The organism is Microbacterium sp. ZOR0019 (assembly GCF_000800925.1).
GTDB lineage: Bacteria > Actinomycetota > Actinomycetes > Actinomycetales > Microbacteriaceae > Microbacterium > Microbacterium aurugineum.
In genome coordinates this window covers 108,360-125,298 of record NZ_JRKC01000005.1, presented here as the reverse complement: position 1 = coordinate 125,298, position 16,939 = coordinate 108,360, and the positions used below count along the sequence as shown (strand labels likewise).

Below are 16,939 nucleotides of genomic sequence, written 5' to 3'. Positions count from 1 at the left end.
AGGATGCATGAGCGACGTCGCGACGAGCGAGGGACTCGACTGGGCCACGGCCCGCGGAATGGGTGCCCTGGCCGAGAAGATGGGCATGGAGTTCGTCGAGTTCGGCATCGACCGTTGTGTCGCGACGATGCCTGTCGACGGCAACACCCAGCCGGTCGGCCTCATGCACGGTGGCGCGTACGTGGTGCTCGGCGAATCGCTCGGTTCGATGGCGGCGAACCTGCACGCCGGTGCCGGCCGTCTCGCCGTCGGCGTCGACATCAACGCGACGCACACCCGATCGGCCACGTCGGGCGTGGTCACCGGCGTATGCACACCGGTGCACCTGGGACGGAGCATCACCGTGCACGAGATCGTGGTGACCGACGATCAGGGACGCCGCTGCTCCACGATCCGCATCACCAACATGATCAAGGACCTTCCCGCCGCGAGCTGAGCGGTTCCTCGAGCAGTCGCTGGAACAGCAGGTGGTCCTGCCACTCCCCCGCGATGCGGAGGTACTTCGGCGCCACGCCGATGCGCTCGAAGCCGTTGCCGACCAGCACGCGTTGGGAACCGAGGTTGTGCAGCAGGGTGGCGGCCTGGAGCCGGTGCAGGCGGAGCTGCGTTCGTGAATACTCGATGAGCTGAGCGACGGCGCGACTCGCGATGCCGCGACGCAGCTGCGTGGCATCGACCCAATAGCCGAGGTCAGCGCTCCAGAACGCCCCCCGGACGATGTTGTTGATGTTCATCCGACCGCGGATCTCCCCGTCATCGGATTCGATGACGAAGCGGAGACTCCGCCCGGCGTCCGCGTCTTCCACGCAGAGCTGGGCGTGCTGCTCCTGCGCGGCGACGGTGAAGAACGCCTCCGTGCGCGTCGGCTCCCACGGCGCGAGATGTTCGCGATTCGCGACATACGCGCGGGCGAGCGCAACCCCATCCCCCCGCCTCACCGGCCGCAGGATGTGCTCGGTATCGAGCCGGATCGTGCCGGCGCTCACCGTTACTTCTTGGGGGCGAGCTGCTCGATGATCGCCTTGGCGACGTCCTGCATCGTCAGACGGCGGTCCATCGACGCCTTCTGGATCCAGCGGAACGCCTCAGGTTCGCTCAGGCCCATCTTCTCGTTGAGCAGACCCTTGGCCCGGTCGACGAGCTTGCGGGTCTCGAAGCGCTCGACCATGTCGGCGACCTCGGCCTCGAGCGTGATGATCTGCTCGTGGCGAGCCAGCGCGATCTCGATCGCGGGCAGAAGGTCGTTCGGAGTGAACGGCTTCACGACGTACGCGAGCGCACCGGCCTCGCTCGCGCGCTCGACGAGCTCCTTCTGGCTGAACGCCGTGAGCAGGACGACCGGCGCGATGTTGCCCTTGTGCAGCTTCTCCGCAGCGCTGATGCCGTCGAGCTGCGGCATCTTGACGTCCATGATGACGAGGTCCGGTCGGAGCTCGGTCGCCAGAGCGACCGCGGTCTCTCCATCCCCCGCCTCGCCCACGACATCGAAGCCGTTGTCGCGAAGGATCTCGACGATGTCGAGACGGATCAGCGACTCGTCTTCAGCGACGACGACGCGTCGGGGTGCGGATGACGTGGGCTGCTCAGCCTGCTCTTCTTGCTCTGTCACACAACCATCCTAGTGGAGAGCCCCTGTTCGCAGGCCCCAGGCGGTCGGCGCGGAGAATCCGGCTCTCATGCTGCGCTAAAGTCGTAGACGCGACACACGAGCCGGCGTGGCGGAATGGCAGACGCGGAGCACTCAAAATGCTTTGTCCGAAAGGGCGTGTGGGTTCGAGTCCCACCGCCGGCACCGTTTGATGAAGAGAGCCCTCAGTGCTCCTCCGCGAGGACAGCCAGCTCGGCGAGCACCCGGGGATGCGCGAGGATCCGGAAATGCCCTCCGGTGTCGAGGCGGACGTTCTTGGCACCGACGAGTTCGCTGCCCTCCGGGATGTGCGGGTCGAATCCCGCGTAGATCGAGACGATCCGATCGTTCACCGACCGCCTCTGGGTGAGGCTGACGATTCCCGGGTCGTCGGGGGCGAACTCCCGCAGCGTCCGCGAGAGCATCAAACGGGCATAGCTCGAACCGCCGAACGGTGTCGCGATCGCGAGCATCGAGCGCACACGGCCGGCCGCCGGTCCCGTCATGACCAGCTTGCCCGCGAGCCCGCCCTTGCTGTGGGCGACCAGGATCACATCCGTGAGGTCATGGCGCTCCAGGAAGTCGCCGACGCTCTGCGCCATCTCCACCACCGGACGTCGATTGCGATGGAGGGTGTCGACGACCTGGACCGGATGGCCTCGCTCATGCATCGCCGCGACGAGCGGCTGCATAAACCTCCAGGTCTCGTAGACGCCGGGAAGGACGACGATTCGCGCGCCGCTCCCCGAGGCGAAGGACGCCGGGGCGGTGCGGTCGAACATCGCGCGCAACTGCCAGAACCCCGCGTATGCGTAGTCGGCGCACCACCACCCCGCCTTCCTCAGCGCGCCGATGACGTGCTCCTCGGATGACGATGCGGACCCATGAGGGAAAACTACCGGATCGCACGACAGAGGGGGCGAAGCCGAAGCTCCGCCCCCTCTGTGCGCTGTGTCAGACGCCGGCCTTGTAGATCGGTGCCGCGCCGCGAATCGCATCGCCCACCTTGTGCACGCGCAGGTCGTTGGTCGATCCGACGATTCCGGGAGGGGAACCGGAGATCACGACGACCTTGTCCCCTTCCTGTGCGAGTCCGTTGCCGAGCAGATACTCGTCCACCTGGTGATACATCAGGTCGGTGTGCTGGACCATGTCGACCAGGGTGGAGCGGATGCCCCAGGTCAAAGCCATGCGGCGACGGATTCCCGGCTCCGGGGTGAAGGCGATCATCGGGATGCGCGAACGCAGACGCGACAGACGACGCGCGGAATCGCCCGACTGCGTGAACACGCAGAGGAACTTCGCCTCGACGAACTCGGCCACCTCGAGAGCGGCGAGAGTGATCGCACCGCCCTGCGTGCGGGGCTTGGTCGTCAACGGCAGGATGCGCTCCAAGCCGTGCTCTTCCGTGGAGGCGATGATCCGTGCCATGGTCTCGACGACCACGACCGGGTAGTCGCCGACACTGGTCTCACCGGAGAGCATGACGGCATCCGCACCGTCGAGGACGGCGTTCGCGACGTCCGAGGTCTCGGCACGCGTGGGAACCGGGCTGCTGATCATCGACTCGAGCATCTGCGTCGCGACGATCACCGGCTTGGCCATCCGGCGAGCGATCTCGACGGCGCGCTTCTGCACGATCGGCACGGCCTCGAGCGGAAGCTCGACGCCCAGGTCACCGCGGGCGACCATGATCGCATCGAACGCGTCGACGATCTCTTCCAGCGCATCGACGGCCTGCGGCTTCTCGACCTTGGCGATGACGGGAACCTTGACGCCCTCTTCCGCCATGATCTCGTGAACGCGGGTCACATCGGCGGCGTTGCGCACGAACGACAGCGCGATCAGATCGGCGCCGATGCGCAGTCCCCAACGCAGGTCGTCTTCGTCCTTCTCGCTGAGAGCGGGGACGTTGACGGCGACGCCGGGAAGGTTGATGCCCTTGTTGTTGGAGACGGCACCGGCGACGATGACCTTGGTGGTCACCGTGACGCCGTCGGTCTCGACGACCTCGACGCGGACCTTGCCGTCGTCGATCAGGAGGAAGTCGCCCGGCTTGACGTCCTGCGGGAGGCCCTTGAAGGTCGTTCCGCAGATCTCCTTATTGCCGATGATGTCTTCGGTCGTGATCTTGAAGATGTCACCCTTGGCGAGCTCGTACGGCCCGTCCTCGAACTTGCCGAGGCGGATCTTCGGCCCCTGCAGGTCGACGAGGATCGCGACGGGACGACCGGCATCCTCTGCGGCACGACGCACGTTCGCGTAGTTGTTCTCGTGAACCGAGTAGTCGCCGTGGCTGAGGTTCAGTCGCGCGACGTCCACCCCCGCATCGATCAGTGCGCGCACCGTCTCATACGTGGAAGTTGCGGGGCCCAAGGTGGCGACGATTTTCGCGCGTCTCAACAGATACTCCAGGGTAGAAATGGGGGATGTAAATCAGGCGACGGTGCCGGCCTCAGCCTACGCGGGCTGGAGACCGATCGCGACATCACTCGGTCGCACCGGCTCGGGAAGCACGGTGGTGCCCATGAGGAAGCGATCGACGTTCGCGGCAGCGGCGCGGCCCTCGGCGATGGCCCATACGATGAGCGACTGACCGCGACCGGCGTCGCCGGCGACGAACACTCCGGGAACCGTCGACTCGTACGACGAGTCGCGGCGGAAGGCGCCACGGTCTGTGACCTGCGGAAGCGTGTCTTCGGTGTACCCCTCCTGCTCGGGTCCGGTGAAGCCCATCGCGATCAGGACGAGGTCCGCGGGGATCTCTCGCTCGGTGCCGCTCTTGGGGACGCGGCGGCCGTCGACGTACTCGGTCTCGGCCACGCGCAGCGCGCGCACCTCACCGACGTCGTTGCGGAGGAACTCGACGGTGGACGCGAGGTACACCCGCTCTCCACCCTCCTCGTGAGCAGACGACACCTCGAAGATCGTCGGCATCATCGGCCACGGCTGGTGGTCCGGACGGACGTCGCCCGGCTGCATGCCGATCGCCAGGTTGGTGACGCTGAGCGCGCCCTGACGGTGTGCGGTGCCGATGCAGTCCGCGCCGGTGTCTCCACCGCCGATGACGATGACGTGCTTGCCCGCCGCGCTGATCTGGTCGGTGACCTTGTCGCCCGCGACCGCGTGGTTCGACTCGACGAGGTACTCCATGGCGAAGTGCACGCCGTCGAGGTCACGGCCGGGGATGGCGAGGTCACGCGGAACCGTGGACCCCGTCGCGATGACGACGGCGTCGTAGCGGGCACGCAGGTCGGGCCAGGAGATGTCCTTGCCGATCTCCACGCCGGCGCGGAAACGCGTGCCTTCCTCCTGCATCTGGCGAAGGCGCGATTCGAGCTGCGTCTTCTCCATCTTGAAGTCCGGGATGCCGTAGCGCAGCAGACCGCCGATGCGGTCGTCCCGCTCGAAGACCGCGACCGTGTGCCCGGCTCGGGTGAGCTGCTGGGCGGCAGCGAGACCCGCAGGGCCCGATCCGACGACGGCGACCGTCTTTCCCGTGAGGCGCTCGGGCGGCTCCGGCTCGACCCACCCCTTCGCGAAGGCCTCATCGATGATCGAGACCTCGATCTGCTTGATCGTGACCGCCGGCTGGTTGATGCCGAGCACGCACGAGCTCTCGCAGGGCGCGGGGCACAGCCGCCCCGTGAACTCCGGGAAGTTGTTCGTGGCGTGCAGGCGCTCGATCGCCGCGCGGCCCTCACCGCGCCAGGTGAGGTCGTTCCACTCGGGGATCAGGTTGCCGAGCGGGCATCCCTGATGACAGAACGGCACGCCGCAGTCCATGCAGCGTCCGGCTTGACGACGCAGGACCTGCTTGTCGCCCGGCTCATAGACCTCTTTCCAGTCCATGATGCGCACAGGCACCGGACGACGTGCGGGAAGTTCCCGCTCGGTCACCTTCAGAAAGCCTTTGGGGTCAGCCACCGGTCACCTCCAGGATGCGGTTCCAAACGATGTCGCCGTCGGGGTCGATCCCCTCGGCCAATGCTTCTTCGCGCATGCTCCGCACCGCGGCGAAGTCGCGAGGAAGTACCTTCACGAACTCCGCGGCGACATCATCGAAGTTCTCGAGGAGCGCGGAGGCCCGCGGTGAGGCCGTGCGCTCGGCGTGCGCGACCAACAGGCTTCGCAGCACCTCGAGATCTGCGCGATCGAGTGGTTCGAGCCGCAGCTCTCCACTCCCGAGCGACTGCGCGTTCACCTTGCTGGTGTCGAGGGCGTGCACGTAGGCCACGCCCCCGGACATACCGGCGCCGAAGTTGCGGCCGGTCGAGCCGAGGATCACAGCCAGGCCACCCGTCATGTACTCGAGCGCGTGGTCGCCCACCCCCTCGACGACGGCGGTCGCGCCAGAGTTGCGGACGAGGAAGCGTTCGCCGACGACACCGGAGATGAACATCGTCCCCGACGTCGCGCCATAACCGATCACGTTTCCGGCGATCACGTTGTCCTCCGGAGCGATGGCGGACCCCCGCGGCGGGCGGATGGTGATGTCCCCACCGGACAGCCCCTTGCCGACGTAGTCGTTCGCGTCGCCCTCGAGTCGGAGCACGATGCCCGGCGGCAGGAACGCGCCGAGCGACTGCCCCGCGGTGCCGTGCAGTGTGACGTCGATGGTTCCCTCGGGGAGGCCGGCGGCGCCGTGGCGCGAAGTGACCTGATGTCCCAGCATCGTCCCGACGGCACGCTCGGTGTTCGCGATGGGCAGCTCCGCCACGACGGGTTCGCCGTTGAGCAGCGTCCCCTTCGCGATGTCGATGAGCTGCACGTCGAAGTGCTTCTCGAGTTCGTGATCCTGCGCGCGGCCGCTGCGACGCGGCTCGCCCGCCGGGAAGGCCGGGCCTTCGAGCACGGGTGTCAGGTCGAGACCCTCTGCCTTCCAGTGCTCCACGGCGGCGTTCACCTCGATGAGATCGGCGCGCCCGATCACCTCGTCGAGAGAGCGGTATCCCAGCTCGGCGAGGAGTTCGCGCACCTCTTCGGCGATGAACTCCATGAAGTTCACGACGAACTCCGGCTTTCCTGTGAAGCGCTCGCGCAGCACCGGGTTCTGGGTCGCGACGCCGACCGGGCAGGTGTCGAGGTGGCAGACCCGCATCATGATGCAGCCGCTGACCACGAGGGGCGCCGTCGCGAAGCCGAACTCCTCCGCTCCCAGCAGCGCACCGATGATCACGTCACGACCGGTCTTGAGCTGACCGTCGACCTGCACGACGACACGGTCCCGCATGCCGTTGAGCATGAGCGTCTGCTGGGTCTCGGCGAGACCGAGCTCCCACGGCGTGCCGGCGTGCTTGAGCGAGTTCAACGGGCTCGCTCCAGTTCCACCATCGTGGCCGGAGACGAGGATCACGTCGCTCAAAGCCTTGGCGACACCCGCAGACACCGCACCGATGCCCGACTGGCTCACCAGCTTGGTGTGGATACGCGCCTCGGGGTTCGCCCGCTTCAGGTCGAAGATGAGCTGCTTGAGGTCTTCGATCGAGTAGATGTCGTGGTGTGGCGGCGGCGAGATGAGACCGACGCCGGCCGTTGCGTGACGGGTGCGGGCGACCCAGGGGTAGACCTTGGTCGGCGGCAGCTGTCCTCCCTCGCCGGGCTTAGCCCCCTGAGCGAGCTTGATCTGGATGTCGTCCGCCTCGGTGAGGTAGAGGCTGGTCACACCGAAACGTCCGGAGGCGACCTGCTTGATCGCGCTGCGGCGTTCCGGGTCGACCAGGCGATCCGGATCCTCGCCGCCTTCACCGGTGTTCGACTTCCCGCCGATCCTGTTCATGGCGATCGCGAGCGTCTCGTGCGCCTCCCGGGAGATCGAGCCATAGCTCATCGCCCCCGTCGAGAACCTCTTGACGATCGCGGACACGGGCTCGACCTCGTCCAGCGGGACGGGCTTGCGGGTGCCGGTGCGCAGCGTGAACAGCCCGCGCAGCGTCTTCAGCTCCGCCGCCTGCTCGTCGACGAGCTTCGTGTATTCCCGGAAGATGTCGTAGCGACGCGTACGGGTCGAGTGCTGAAGCTTGAACACCGTCTCCGGGTTGAACAGGTGCGGAGAGCCGTCACGGCGCCACTGGTACTCGCCACCGGTCCACAGACGCTCGTGCGCACGCGCCGCCGCATCCTCCGGGTAGGCGTAGTCGTGACGCGCCTGGTTCTCGGCGAAGATCTCCTCGATGCCGACGCCGCCGAGCTTGGACTCGGTGCGCGTGAAGTAGGCGTCGATGAACTCCTGGCTGAGGCCGACGGCCTCGAACACCTGAGCGCCCGCGTAGGACGACACGGTGGAGATGCCCATCTTCGACATGATCTTGAGCACGCCCTTGCCGAGGGCGTAGATCAGGTTCTTGACCGCCTTCTCGGGCGTGATGCCGTTGATGTAGCCGGTGCGTACGAGGTGCTCGACCGTCTCCATCGCGAGATACGGGTTCACCGCGGACGCGCCGTAACCGATCAGCGTCGCGACGTGGTGCACTTCACGCACGTCACCGGCCTCGACGATGAGCCCGACCTTCATGCGGTTCTCACGCCGGATGAGGTGGTGGTGGATCGCCGACACCATCAGCAGGGACGGGATCGGGGTGAGGTCCTTGTTCGAGTCGCGGTCCGACAGGATGATGAACTCGGCGCCGTTCTCGATCGCCTCGTCGACCTCCGCGCACATCTCGGTGAGACGGTCCTGCAGGGTCTGGGGGCCCGCGTCGAAATGGTAGAGGCCGCGGATGGTCACACTCGACCGGCCGGGCATCGCCTTGTCGATGTGACGGATCTTCGCGAGCTCGTCGTTGTCGATCACGGGGAAGTCGAGCGACACGGTGCGGGTGTGCTCCGGCCCCCAGGAGAGCAGATTGCTCTCGGGCCCGAGACCCAGCTTGAGACTCGTGACGACCTCTTCACGGATCGAGTCGAGCGGCGGGTTCGTCACCTGTGCGAACTGCTGCGTGAAGTAGTCGAAGAGCAGTCGCGGACGCTTGCTGAGCACCGCGATCGGCGTGTCGGAGCCCATGGCACCGAGGGGCTCGACGCCGGTCTGACCCATCGGGGTGAGCAGGATGCGGACTTCTTCCTCGGTGTATCCGAAGGTCCGCTGACGGCGGGTGATCGAGGCCGGAGGGTGCACGATGTGCTCGCGCTCCGGCAACTCGGCGAGACGCACGGCGCCGGCATCCAGCCACTCCTGCCACGGGTGCATGGTGGCGAGGTCGCGCTTGATCTCGCTGTCCTCGACGATGCGACGCTGTGCCGTGTCGACGAGGAACATCTTTCCGGGCTGCAGTCGGCCGCGACGCTTGATGCGCTCCGGCTCGAACTGCAGCACACCGGTCTCGGAGCCGATCACGACCAGACCGTCGGTCGTCTCCGTCCACCGTCCCGGGCGGAGACCGTTGCGGTCGAGTGTGGCACCGACGAGCGTGCCGTCGGTGAAGATGAGCGCGGCGGGACCGTCCCACGGCTCCATCTGGTTCGAGTGGTACTCGTAGAACGAACGCAGCTCCGGCGAGATGTCGGTCTGCTTCTCGTAAGCCTCCGGAACCATCATCATGATGGCGTGCGGCAGGCTCCGTCCGGTGAGTGTGAGCAGCTCGAGCACCTCGTCGAAAGAGGCGGAGTCGCTCGCGCCATCGGTGCAGATCGGCAGCAGCGGATCGATGTCGCCGAGCAACTCCGATTCCAACTGCGACTGGCGTGCACGCATCCAGTTGCGGTTCCCGCCGACGGTGTTGATCTCACCGTTGTGCGCGAGCATCCGCAGCGGCTGCGCGAGCGGCCACGACGGGAAGGTGTTCGTGGAGTACCGGGAGTGCACCACTGCGAGCTCGGAGGCGAAACGCTCGTCCTGCAGGTCGGGGTAGAACGGCTCGAGCTGCAGCGTCGTGACCATGCCCTTGTAGCCGAGCGTGCGGGCCGAGAGCGAGACGAAGTACGCGCCGAGTTCGTGTCCTGCACGCTTGCGCAGGCGGTAGGCGACACGGTCGAGGGCGATGCCCGTGAGCGGCGCATCGGCGTGGGTCGCTCCCCCGGCGCTCACGAAGAGCTGCTCGAAGGCGGGACGCGCCTCATCGGCGAGCTTGCCGAGGTTCTCGTTGGCGGTGGGGACATCGCGCCATCCGAGGACACGGAGTCCTTCCGAGCGGGCGATCTTCTCGATCCCGGCCTTCTGCTGACGGCGCTCGCTCGAATCGCGAGGCAGGAACGCCAGCCCCGCGGCATACTCGCCCACCGGCGGCAGCTCGAAGCCGACCACAGCGCGGAGGAACGCATCGGGCATCTGTGTCAGGATGCCCGCACCGTCTCCGGTTCCGGCGTCGGAACCGATGGCACCACGGTGCTCCAGATTGCGAAGAGCCTGAAGGGCCAACGCGATGATGTCGTGCCCGGCTTCGCCGCGCAGCGTGGCGACCATGGCCAGGCCGCAGGCGTCCTTCTCGAACGCCGGGTTGTACATGCCCTGCTTCGGGGGGTATGCGCCGGAGGCGCCGTAAGGGGGCTGGAAGTACACCAGTTACCGTCCTCAGATCGTCGAGTGAAACCCGGGGACGACGTCGGCCCGCTCGTTCAGTGCAATGGTTCTCCCGCCACGAGGCGGCGTTATCGAGAGCCGTCCTCGCTCGTGGGAGCAGTGCTTGTGGCGGTGGCTCCTGCGGTGACTTCTTCGGTCGGAGGCTCGCTCACGTCTACGAAGTCAGAGGGATTGTTCTGCGATTGTACATCAGCGTCCGCGTCGGTCCGTTCGCGGCCCGGCTGATACGGCGAGGGCTCGAGACCGGGGTGGCGACGCGTCTGCACGATGAGGATCGCGAGACCCACGAGGACGCCGATGATGGCCGCGAGGACGTTGCTGCGCAGCCCCAGGATGATCTCGCTCGGGTCGATGCGGATCGACTCCCAGACGATGCGTCCCGCGCTGTACCAGATGAGGTACATCGCGAACAGGCGACCCCACTGGAAGAAGAGCTTGCGACCCAGCCAGAGCAGGACGATGACGCCCAACCCGTTCCACAGCACCTCGTAGAGGAAGGTCGGGTGGAACAGCGTGCCCTCGGGAAGACCGGGAGGGAACGCGGAGTTCGTGGACTCGATCTCCAGTCCCCAGGGCAGGTCGGTGGGGAGGCCGAAGAGTTCGTGGTTGAACCAGTTGCCGAAGCGACCCATGGCCTGCGCGAGCAGCAGCCCCGGGGCCAGAGCGTCAGCGAACGTCCAGAACCGGATGCCGGTCCAGCGGCAGCCGAGATACGCACCGATCGCGCCACCGATGAGCGCGCCGAAGATCGCGATACCGCCCTCCCAGATGGCCCACACCGAGCCCGGTTGGAAGGGGTTCCAGGTGTTGATGCCCTCGCCGAAGTAGTCGTTCGGGTGGGTGAGGACGTGGAAGATCCGGGCGCCGATGATCGCCAGGGGCACCGCCAGGATCGAGATGTCGATCACGACCCACGGCTCCGCACCGCGCTTGGTGAGACGGTGGTTGGTCAGCAGCGTCGCGGCGATGATGCCCGCGATGATGCACAGCGCATAGAAGTGGATCCGTATGGGCCCGAGGTCGAAGTAGGACACCGGGGGGCTCGGGATGCTGGCGAGCACACCGGTGAAGGTGCTGTGGAGCGCGAGTGACATGAGTGCGATTCTAGTTCTCGTGATCGGGGCGCGCCGACGAGGTGCCGGCTGCCAGGTTGCGGGTGACCTCGGCGAGGGCGGGGACGCCGCCGTCACGCAGGGCACGGACGAGGGCTGTGCCGACGATGGCACCGTCGGCGTACTCCGACACCCCGGCGATCTGCTCGACCGTGGAGATGCCGATGCCCACGCACGCGCGTCGGGCGCCGTGCGCGCGCAGACGTCCGACGAGGGTTCGTGCGGCGCGGTCGAGTTCGGCGCGTTCGCCCGTGATACCCATCGTCGAGACGGTGTACACGAACCCGGTGGACGACTTCACGACGAGGTCGAGCCGCTCGTCGGAGGAGGTGGGCGCAGCCAGGAACACGCGGTCGAGGCCCGTCCGCTCGCTCGCGGCGATCCACTCCCCCGCGGCATCGGGCGTGATGTCGGGCGTGATGAGTCCGGCGCCGCCCGCGGCGAGCAGGTCATCCGCATAGCGGTCGACGCCGTACTGCATGACCGGGTTCCAGTACGTCATGACGAGGACCGGCACATCGGTCGCAGCCGTGATGGCGCGGATCGCCGTGAAGAGGTCGGCCATCCGGAAGCCCGCGGCCAGAGCCGTGGTGGTCGCCTCCTGGATGATCGCGCCGTCCATCACCGGGTCGCTGTACGGCGGCCCCAGCTCGATGATGTCGACACCGTTCTCGGCGAGAGCGATGGCCGCCTGGATGCTCGTCTCGAGGTCGGGGAATCCGACGGGCAGGTAGCCGACGAACGCGTTGCGGCCGGCGTCCTGGGCGCGTTGGATCGCCTGTTCGACTCGGCTCATAGCTGGGGCTCCCCCTTCGATGCGAGCTCTTCCTCGGCGCTCTCCTCCGCGACCTCGTGGGCCAGAGCGGCCTGGTCGTAGAGCTCGAAGTAGCGGGCTGCGGTGTCCATGTCCTTGTCGCCACGACCCGAGAGACACACGGCGATGAGTCCGTCAGGACCGAGCTCGCGCCCGACGCGCAGCGCACCGGCGAGGGCATGGGCCGATTCGATGGCGGGGATGATCCCCTCCGTCCGACTCAGCAGACGCAGAGCCTGCATGGCTTCGTCGTCGGTCGCCGGGATGTACTCGGCGCGGCCGATGTCCGCGAGCCAGGCGTGCTCCGGGCCGACACCGGGATAGTCGAGCCCTGCGGAGATCGAGTGCGACTCGATCGTCTGGCCGTCCTCATCCTGGAGCACGTAGGTCTTGGCGCCGTGCAGCACACCGGGCCGCCCACGCTCGATCGATGCCGCGTGCTTCTCGGTGTTGACGCCGTCACCCGCCGCCTCCACGCCGTAGAGGGCGACGCCCTCATCGTCGAGGAACGCATCGAACATGCCGATCGCATTCGACCCGCCGCCCACGCACGCGAGGACCGCATCGGGGAGCCGTCCGACCTCGTCGAGGAGTTGCGCACGCGCCTCCTCGCCGATGATCTTCTGGAAGTCGCGGACCATCGCCGGGAAGGGGTGCGGTCCTGCGGCGGTGCCGAAGATGTAGTTGGTGGTCTCGACCGACGCCACCCAGTCGCGGTAGGCATCGTTGATCGCGTCCTTGAGCGTGCGGGAACCGGACGTCACCGGAACGACCTCCGCACCGAGCAGGCGCATGCGGGCCACGTTGAGCGCCTGGCGCTCGGTGTCGACCTCACCCATGTAGATCGTGCAGTCCAAGCCGAACAGCGCCGCAGCGGTGGCGGTCGCGACGCCGTGCTGTCCGGCGCCCGTCTCGGCGATCACGCGGGTCTTGCCGAGCCGCTTGGTCAGCAGCGCCTGTCCGAGCACGTTGTTGATCTTGTGCGAACCCGTGTGGTTGAGGTCTTCCCGCTTGAGGAAGACACGTGCCCCACCGGCGTGCTCGGCGAACCGCGGCACCTCGGTGATCGCGGACGGCCTCCCGGCGTACGAGCTCAGCAGGTGCGCGAGCTCAGCCCGGAAATCCGGGTCGACGATCGCCGCCTCGTACGCCACGGTCAACTCGTCGATCGCGGCGATGAGCGACTCGGGCATGTAGCGCCCGCCGAATTCGCCGAAGAAGGGACCGTGCTGGTCGCGCAGGCTCATCATGCCTCCAGGAAACGCGTGAGAGTGGCGACGGGGTCGCCGGTGACGAGAGCCTCGCCGATCAGGACGACGTCGGCGCCGGCGGAGCGGTAGTGCGCGACGTCTTCGGGGGTGAGCACTGCGGACTCGGCGATCTTCACCGCGGTGTCCGGGATGCGATCCACCAGGCGACCGAACAGGTCGCGGTCGAGTTCGAGTGTCTTCAGATCACGCGCGTTCACACCGATCAGCGGAGAACCGAGGTCGATGGCGGCTTCGAGCTCCTCGGCCGAATGCGTCTCGACGAGGGGGGTCATGCCGAGTTCGGTGATGAACCCGAAGAGGTCGCGAAGCACTTCGGCGTCGAGACCGGCGACGATGAGGAGGACGAGATCGGCGCCCGCGGCACGGGCCTCGAGGACCTGGTAGCGGGTGGCGATGAAGTCCTTGCGCAGCACCGGCAGCGAGACCCTGGCGGTGACCGCCTCGAGGTCGGCGAGGCTCCCCCCGAATCGACGTTCCTCGGTCAGCACGCTGATCGCTGAGGCGCCTCCTTCTTCGTAGAGAGATGCCTGGAGCGCCGGGTCGGGGATCTCCGCGAGAGCGCCGCGCGAGGGGCTCGCGCGCTTGACCTCGGCGATGATCTTCACACGATCGGCCGGCGCGAGGAACGCCAGCGCGTCCTTCGCGGCGGGACGCGCGAGCGCATCGCGCTCCACGGCAGCCAACGGGCGCGATGAGGCGCGACGCTCAGCGTCTGCGACAGCGCCGGCCGTCAGGTCGGCGAGGACCATTAGTGCGCCTTCGGAGCGTACTTCGGACCCTTCACGCCATAGCCGGCCTTGGCCAGCACCCAGCCCATGATCGCGCCGATGGGAACGAGAGCGATCGAGATCATCACGAGGACCGGCTGCTCGAAGCAGAACGCGACAGTGGCCGCGGCGACGCCGACCAGCATGATGACGACGGCGGTCCAGGCGGCAGGCGAATGTCCGTGGCCGGGATCGGCGATCGGGTTGGTCATGTTCTCCTCCGGGGGACGACGTGCAGTTCGGAATCAGTCTATCGGGGTCAACGAGTCGGATCGGTCCCGCGGGACAGCTCGTCCCACGAATCGACGGCATCCACAGGCCCATCGTGGGCGACGTCGACGCGATCGGTGCGGTACCGCCGTCCGCCCGTCTTCCATCCGCGCCAGGTCACGAGGACGACGACGGACGCGACCAGCAGGATCGCCCAGCCGACCAGCGCGATGTACGGCCACGCGGAAGGCACGATGCTCAAGACCGTCTCGTGGACCGCCGCGCCACCGGCCAGACCCGTCACCTCGGTCACGGTGGCGGCGACGGCGTCGAACGGCTCGGTGAGCAGGAGCTGGAGTGTCGACCAGCCGAGGAACAGTGCTGTCACGGCCGCCAGCACTCCGAAGACGAAGCGGACCGCCTTGCCGGCGATCGAGAGCGCCGCACCGAGGGCGAGAACCGCAAGGCTGAGCGGGGCGAGGAGAACGAGGGCGGACGCGCCGGGCACGAGGATCGCTTCTCCCGCATCCGCGCGCTCAACCGTGAACCAGGTCTGGGTCGAGGAGATGATGCCGATCGCGCCGGCGAGCAGGAAGCCGGACACCGAGATCGAACGACCGCGCTTCGCGAGAGTCACGACTGCTCCTCCCCCACCGCGGCCCCGAGGTCGGTCGTGTCGAAACAGGTGCGGGTACCCGTGTGGCAGGCCGGACCGTGCTGCGCCACGAGGAGCAGGATGGCGTCCCCGTCGCAGTCCAGCCGCGCTTCGCGCACGACCTGGATGTGACCCGAGGTGTCGCCCTTCCGCCAGTACTCCTGACGTGAACGCGACCAGTACGTGGCGCGGCCGGAGGTCAGGGTGCGTCGCAGGGCCTCCGCGTCGACCCACGCGAGCATGAGGACCTCTCGCGTGTCCCACTGCTGCACGATCACCGGGGCGAGACCGTCCGCATTGAAGTCGACCTGCGCGATGCGCTCGTCCACGGTGGTCATCTGATCACCACTCCCTCTGCGCGGAGCGCATCCTTGACGTCGCCGACCGTGAGCGCGCCGGTGTGGAACACGCTCGCCGCCAGGACCGCGTCGGCTCCCGCTTTGATGGCCGGAGCGAAGTCGGCGGCCTTCCCCGCACCGCCCGAGGCGATCACGGGCACCGACGCGACCTCACGCATCAGGCGCACCAGCTCGAGATCGAAGCCGTCTCGCGTGCCGTCGGCGTCGATGGAGTTCACGAGGAGCTCCCCGGCTCCTCGATCGACGGCTTCACGAGCCCAGTCGAGTGCATCGAGCGTCGTCTCCGTGCGACCGCCGTGCGTCGTGACGACGAACCCGGAGGACGTGGTCGGGGCACGCTTCACGTCGAGGGACAGGACGAGCACCTGGGCGCCGAAGCGGTCCGCGATCTCTCCGATGAGCTCGGGGCGCGAGATCGCGGCGGAGTTCACGCCCACCTTGTCGGCACCGACCGAGAGCAGTCGGGCCACGTCTTCCACGGTGCGCACTCCCCCGCCCACGGTCAACGGCACGAAGACCTGCTCGGCGGTGCGCTGCACCACGTCGTAAGTGGTCGCCCGGGCGTCGACCGTCGCGGTCACGTCGAGGAAGGTGATCTCGTCAGCACCCTGTGCCGCATAGTGCCGCGCCAGCTCGACAGGGTCACCCATGTCCCGCAGGTTCTCGAAGTTGACGCCCTTGACGACGCGACCGGCGGCGACATCGAGGCACGGGATGACACGACTGGCGAGAGTCATCACAGCCTCGCGTTGTGGATGGCCGTCACCAGGATCGCGCGCGCGCCCAGGGCGTAGAGCGCATCCATGACGGGGTTGACGCGCGAGCGCGCGACCATGACGCGCACGGCCACCCACTCGGGGTCGCGGAGCGGGGAGACGGTCGGCGATTCCACGCCTCCGGCGATCTTCACAGCGTCGTCGAGGAGCGCGACCGGGAGGTCGTAGTCGATCATCACGAACCGTCGTGCGACCATCACGCCACGCAGGCGGCGGAGCAGCGTCTCCGCACCGTCCGCATCGACCGGTCCGGCGATGAGCACCGCCTCCGACTCCAGGATGACGGGGCCGAACACATCGAGACCCGCCTGACGCAGTGTGGTCCCGGTCTCGACGACGTCGGCGACCGCATCGGCGACCCCGAGTCGGACCGCGGACTCGACTGCGCCGTCGAGCGGCACCAGGTCGACCGCGATGTCGCGCTCGTCGAGGAAGGCATCCACCAGGCCCGGGTAGGAGGTGGCGACGCGCAGCCCGTCGAGCTCCGACACGTCGGTGTAACGCCCCGTCGGTGCAGCGAAGCGGAACGTGGAGCCGGCGAAGCCGAGCGCCTCGATCTCGCGCGCGCCGGGCATCCGCGCATCGAGCAGGAGGTCGCGTCCGGTGATGCCGACGTCGATGGCGCCGGAGCCCACGTAGGTCGCGATGTCCTTGGGACGGAGGAAGAAGAACTCGACGTCGTTCTCGGCGTCGACGACATGGAGGGTCTTGGGATCACGACGCCCGGCGTAGCCCGCTTCGGCGAGCATCTCGGCGGCGGTCTCGGAGAGGGAGCCCTTGTTGGGAACAGCGATGCGCAGCATGGATGGCTTTCAGTTCGAGGAGGTCGG

General features: G+C 67.5%; 16 protein-coding genes and 1 tRNA gene. 2 read left to right on the top strand and 15 right to left on the bottom strand.

What is annotated here, in order from left to right:
• The first annotated feature begins 7 nt into the window (after positions 1-7).
• Complete coding sequence (locus tag L978_RS01515; RefSeq protein WP_047519567.1) at positions 8-436, top strand: hotdog fold thioesterase; 429 nt, start codon at positions 8-10, stop codon at positions 434-436.
• On the opposite strand, the gene L978_RS01510 is transcribed toward L978_RS01515, so the two are convergent.
• Together L978_RS01510 and L978_RS01505 are read right to left on the bottom strand one after the other, a co-directional pair.
• Positions 411-986 carry a GNAT family N-acetyltransferase gene (locus tag L978_RS01510; protein ID WP_081996887.1) on the bottom strand — a complete coding sequence of 192 codons (576 nt, stop codon included), beginning with the start codon at positions 984-986 and terminating at the stop codon, positions 411-413. The genes L978_RS01515 and L978_RS01510 overlap by 26 nt on opposite strands.
• A 2-nt stretch (positions 987-988) precedes the next feature.
• The gene (locus L978_RS01505) at positions 989-1,609 is read right to left on the bottom strand and encodes an ANTAR domain-containing response regulator (protein WP_017830602.1); all 621 of its coding nucleotides are present in this window, start codon (positions 1,607-1,609) and stop codon (positions 989-991) included.
• A 100-nt stretch (positions 1,610-1,709) separates the two neighbouring features.
• On the opposite strand from L978_RS01505, the gene L978_RS01500 reads away from it, so the two are divergent.
• Positions 1,710-1,792, top strand: a tRNA-Leu gene (locus L978_RS01500).
• 20 nt (positions 1,793-1,812) lie between these two features.
• Here L978_RS01500 and L978_RS01495 read toward each other — a convergent pair.
• From L978_RS01495 to hisG, 13 genes are all read right to left on the bottom strand, one after another.
• Complete coding sequence (locus tag L978_RS01495) at positions 1,813-2,409, bottom strand: esterase/lipase family protein (protein WP_231554948.1); 597 nt, start codon at positions 2,407-2,409, stop codon at positions 1,813-1,815.
• A gap of 172 nt (positions 2,410-2,581) precedes the next feature.
• A complete protein-coding gene (pyk, locus tag L978_RS01490; protein WP_047519565.1) occupies positions 2,582-4,030 on the bottom strand; it encodes a pyruvate kinase in 1,449 nt (482 codons plus the stop codon).
• 57 nt (positions 4,031-4,087) lie between these two features.
• On the bottom strand, positions 4,088-5,554 hold the full coding sequence (locus L978_RS01485) for a glutamate synthase subunit beta (protein WP_047519563.1): 1,467 nt from the start codon (positions 5,552-5,554) through the stop codon (positions 4,088-4,090).
• Positions 5,547-10,070, bottom strand: coding sequence for a glutamate synthase large subunit (gene gltB / locus L978_RS01480; RefSeq protein WP_156118205.1), 4,524 nt, complete (start codon positions 10,068-10,070; stop codon positions 5,547-5,549). Before gltB ends, L978_RS01485 begins: the two co-directional genes overlap by 8 nt.
• A gap of 143 nt (positions 10,071-10,213) precedes the next feature.
• On the bottom strand, positions 10,214-11,239 hold the full coding sequence (lgt, locus tag L978_RS01475) for a prolipoprotein diacylglyceryl transferase (protein ID WP_047519559.1): 1,026 nt from the start codon (positions 11,237-11,239) through the stop codon (positions 10,214-10,216).
• Positions 11,240-11,249: 10 nt separating this feature from the next.
• On the bottom strand, positions 11,250-12,053 hold the full coding sequence (gene trpA, locus L978_RS01470) for a tryptophan synthase subunit alpha (protein ID WP_047519557.1): 804 nt from the start codon (positions 12,051-12,053) through the stop codon (positions 11,250-11,252).
• Positions 12,050-13,318, bottom strand: a complete 1,269-nt coding sequence (gene trpB, locus L978_RS01465; protein ID WP_047519555.1) for a tryptophan synthase subunit beta — start codon at positions 13,316-13,318, stop codon at positions 12,050-12,052. Before trpB ends, trpA begins: the two co-directional genes overlap by 4 nt.
• Positions 13,318-14,091, bottom strand: a complete 774-nt coding sequence (gene trpC, locus L978_RS01460; protein WP_047519553.1) for an indole-3-glycerol phosphate synthase TrpC — start codon at positions 14,089-14,091, stop codon at positions 13,318-13,320. The genes trpB and trpC overlap by 1 nt, the downstream gene beginning before the upstream one ends.
• Positions 14,091-14,321: an HGxxPAAW family protein gene (locus L978_RS01455; protein WP_047519551.1), complete on the bottom strand. Its 231-nt coding sequence runs from the start codon at positions 14,319-14,321 to the stop codon at positions 14,091-14,093. Before L978_RS01455 ends, trpC begins: the two co-directional genes overlap by 1 nt.
• A 47-nt stretch (positions 14,322-14,368) precedes the next feature.
• Positions 14,369-14,956, bottom strand: coding sequence for a Trp biosynthesis-associated membrane protein (locus tag L978_RS01450; RefSeq protein WP_047519549.1), 588 nt, complete (start codon positions 14,954-14,956; stop codon positions 14,369-14,371).
• Positions 14,953-15,312: a phosphoribosyl-AMP cyclohydrolase gene (gene hisI, locus L978_RS01445; RefSeq protein WP_047519547.1), complete on the bottom strand. Its 360-nt coding sequence runs from the start codon at positions 15,310-15,312 to the stop codon at positions 14,953-14,955. The genes L978_RS01450 and hisI overlap by 4 nt, the downstream gene beginning before the upstream one ends.
• On the bottom strand, positions 15,309-16,070 hold the full coding sequence (gene hisF / locus L978_RS01440; protein ID WP_047519545.1) for an imidazole glycerol phosphate synthase subunit HisF: 762 nt from the start codon (positions 16,068-16,070) through the stop codon (positions 15,309-15,311). The genes hisI and hisF overlap by 4 nt, the downstream gene beginning before the upstream one ends.
• Complete coding sequence (hisG, locus tag L978_RS01435) at positions 16,070-16,912, bottom strand: ATP phosphoribosyltransferase (protein ID WP_047519543.1); 843 nt, start codon at positions 16,910-16,912, stop codon at positions 16,070-16,072. The genes hisF and hisG overlap by 1 nt, the downstream gene beginning before the upstream one ends.
• Positions 16,913-16,939: the final 27 nt, after the last annotated feature.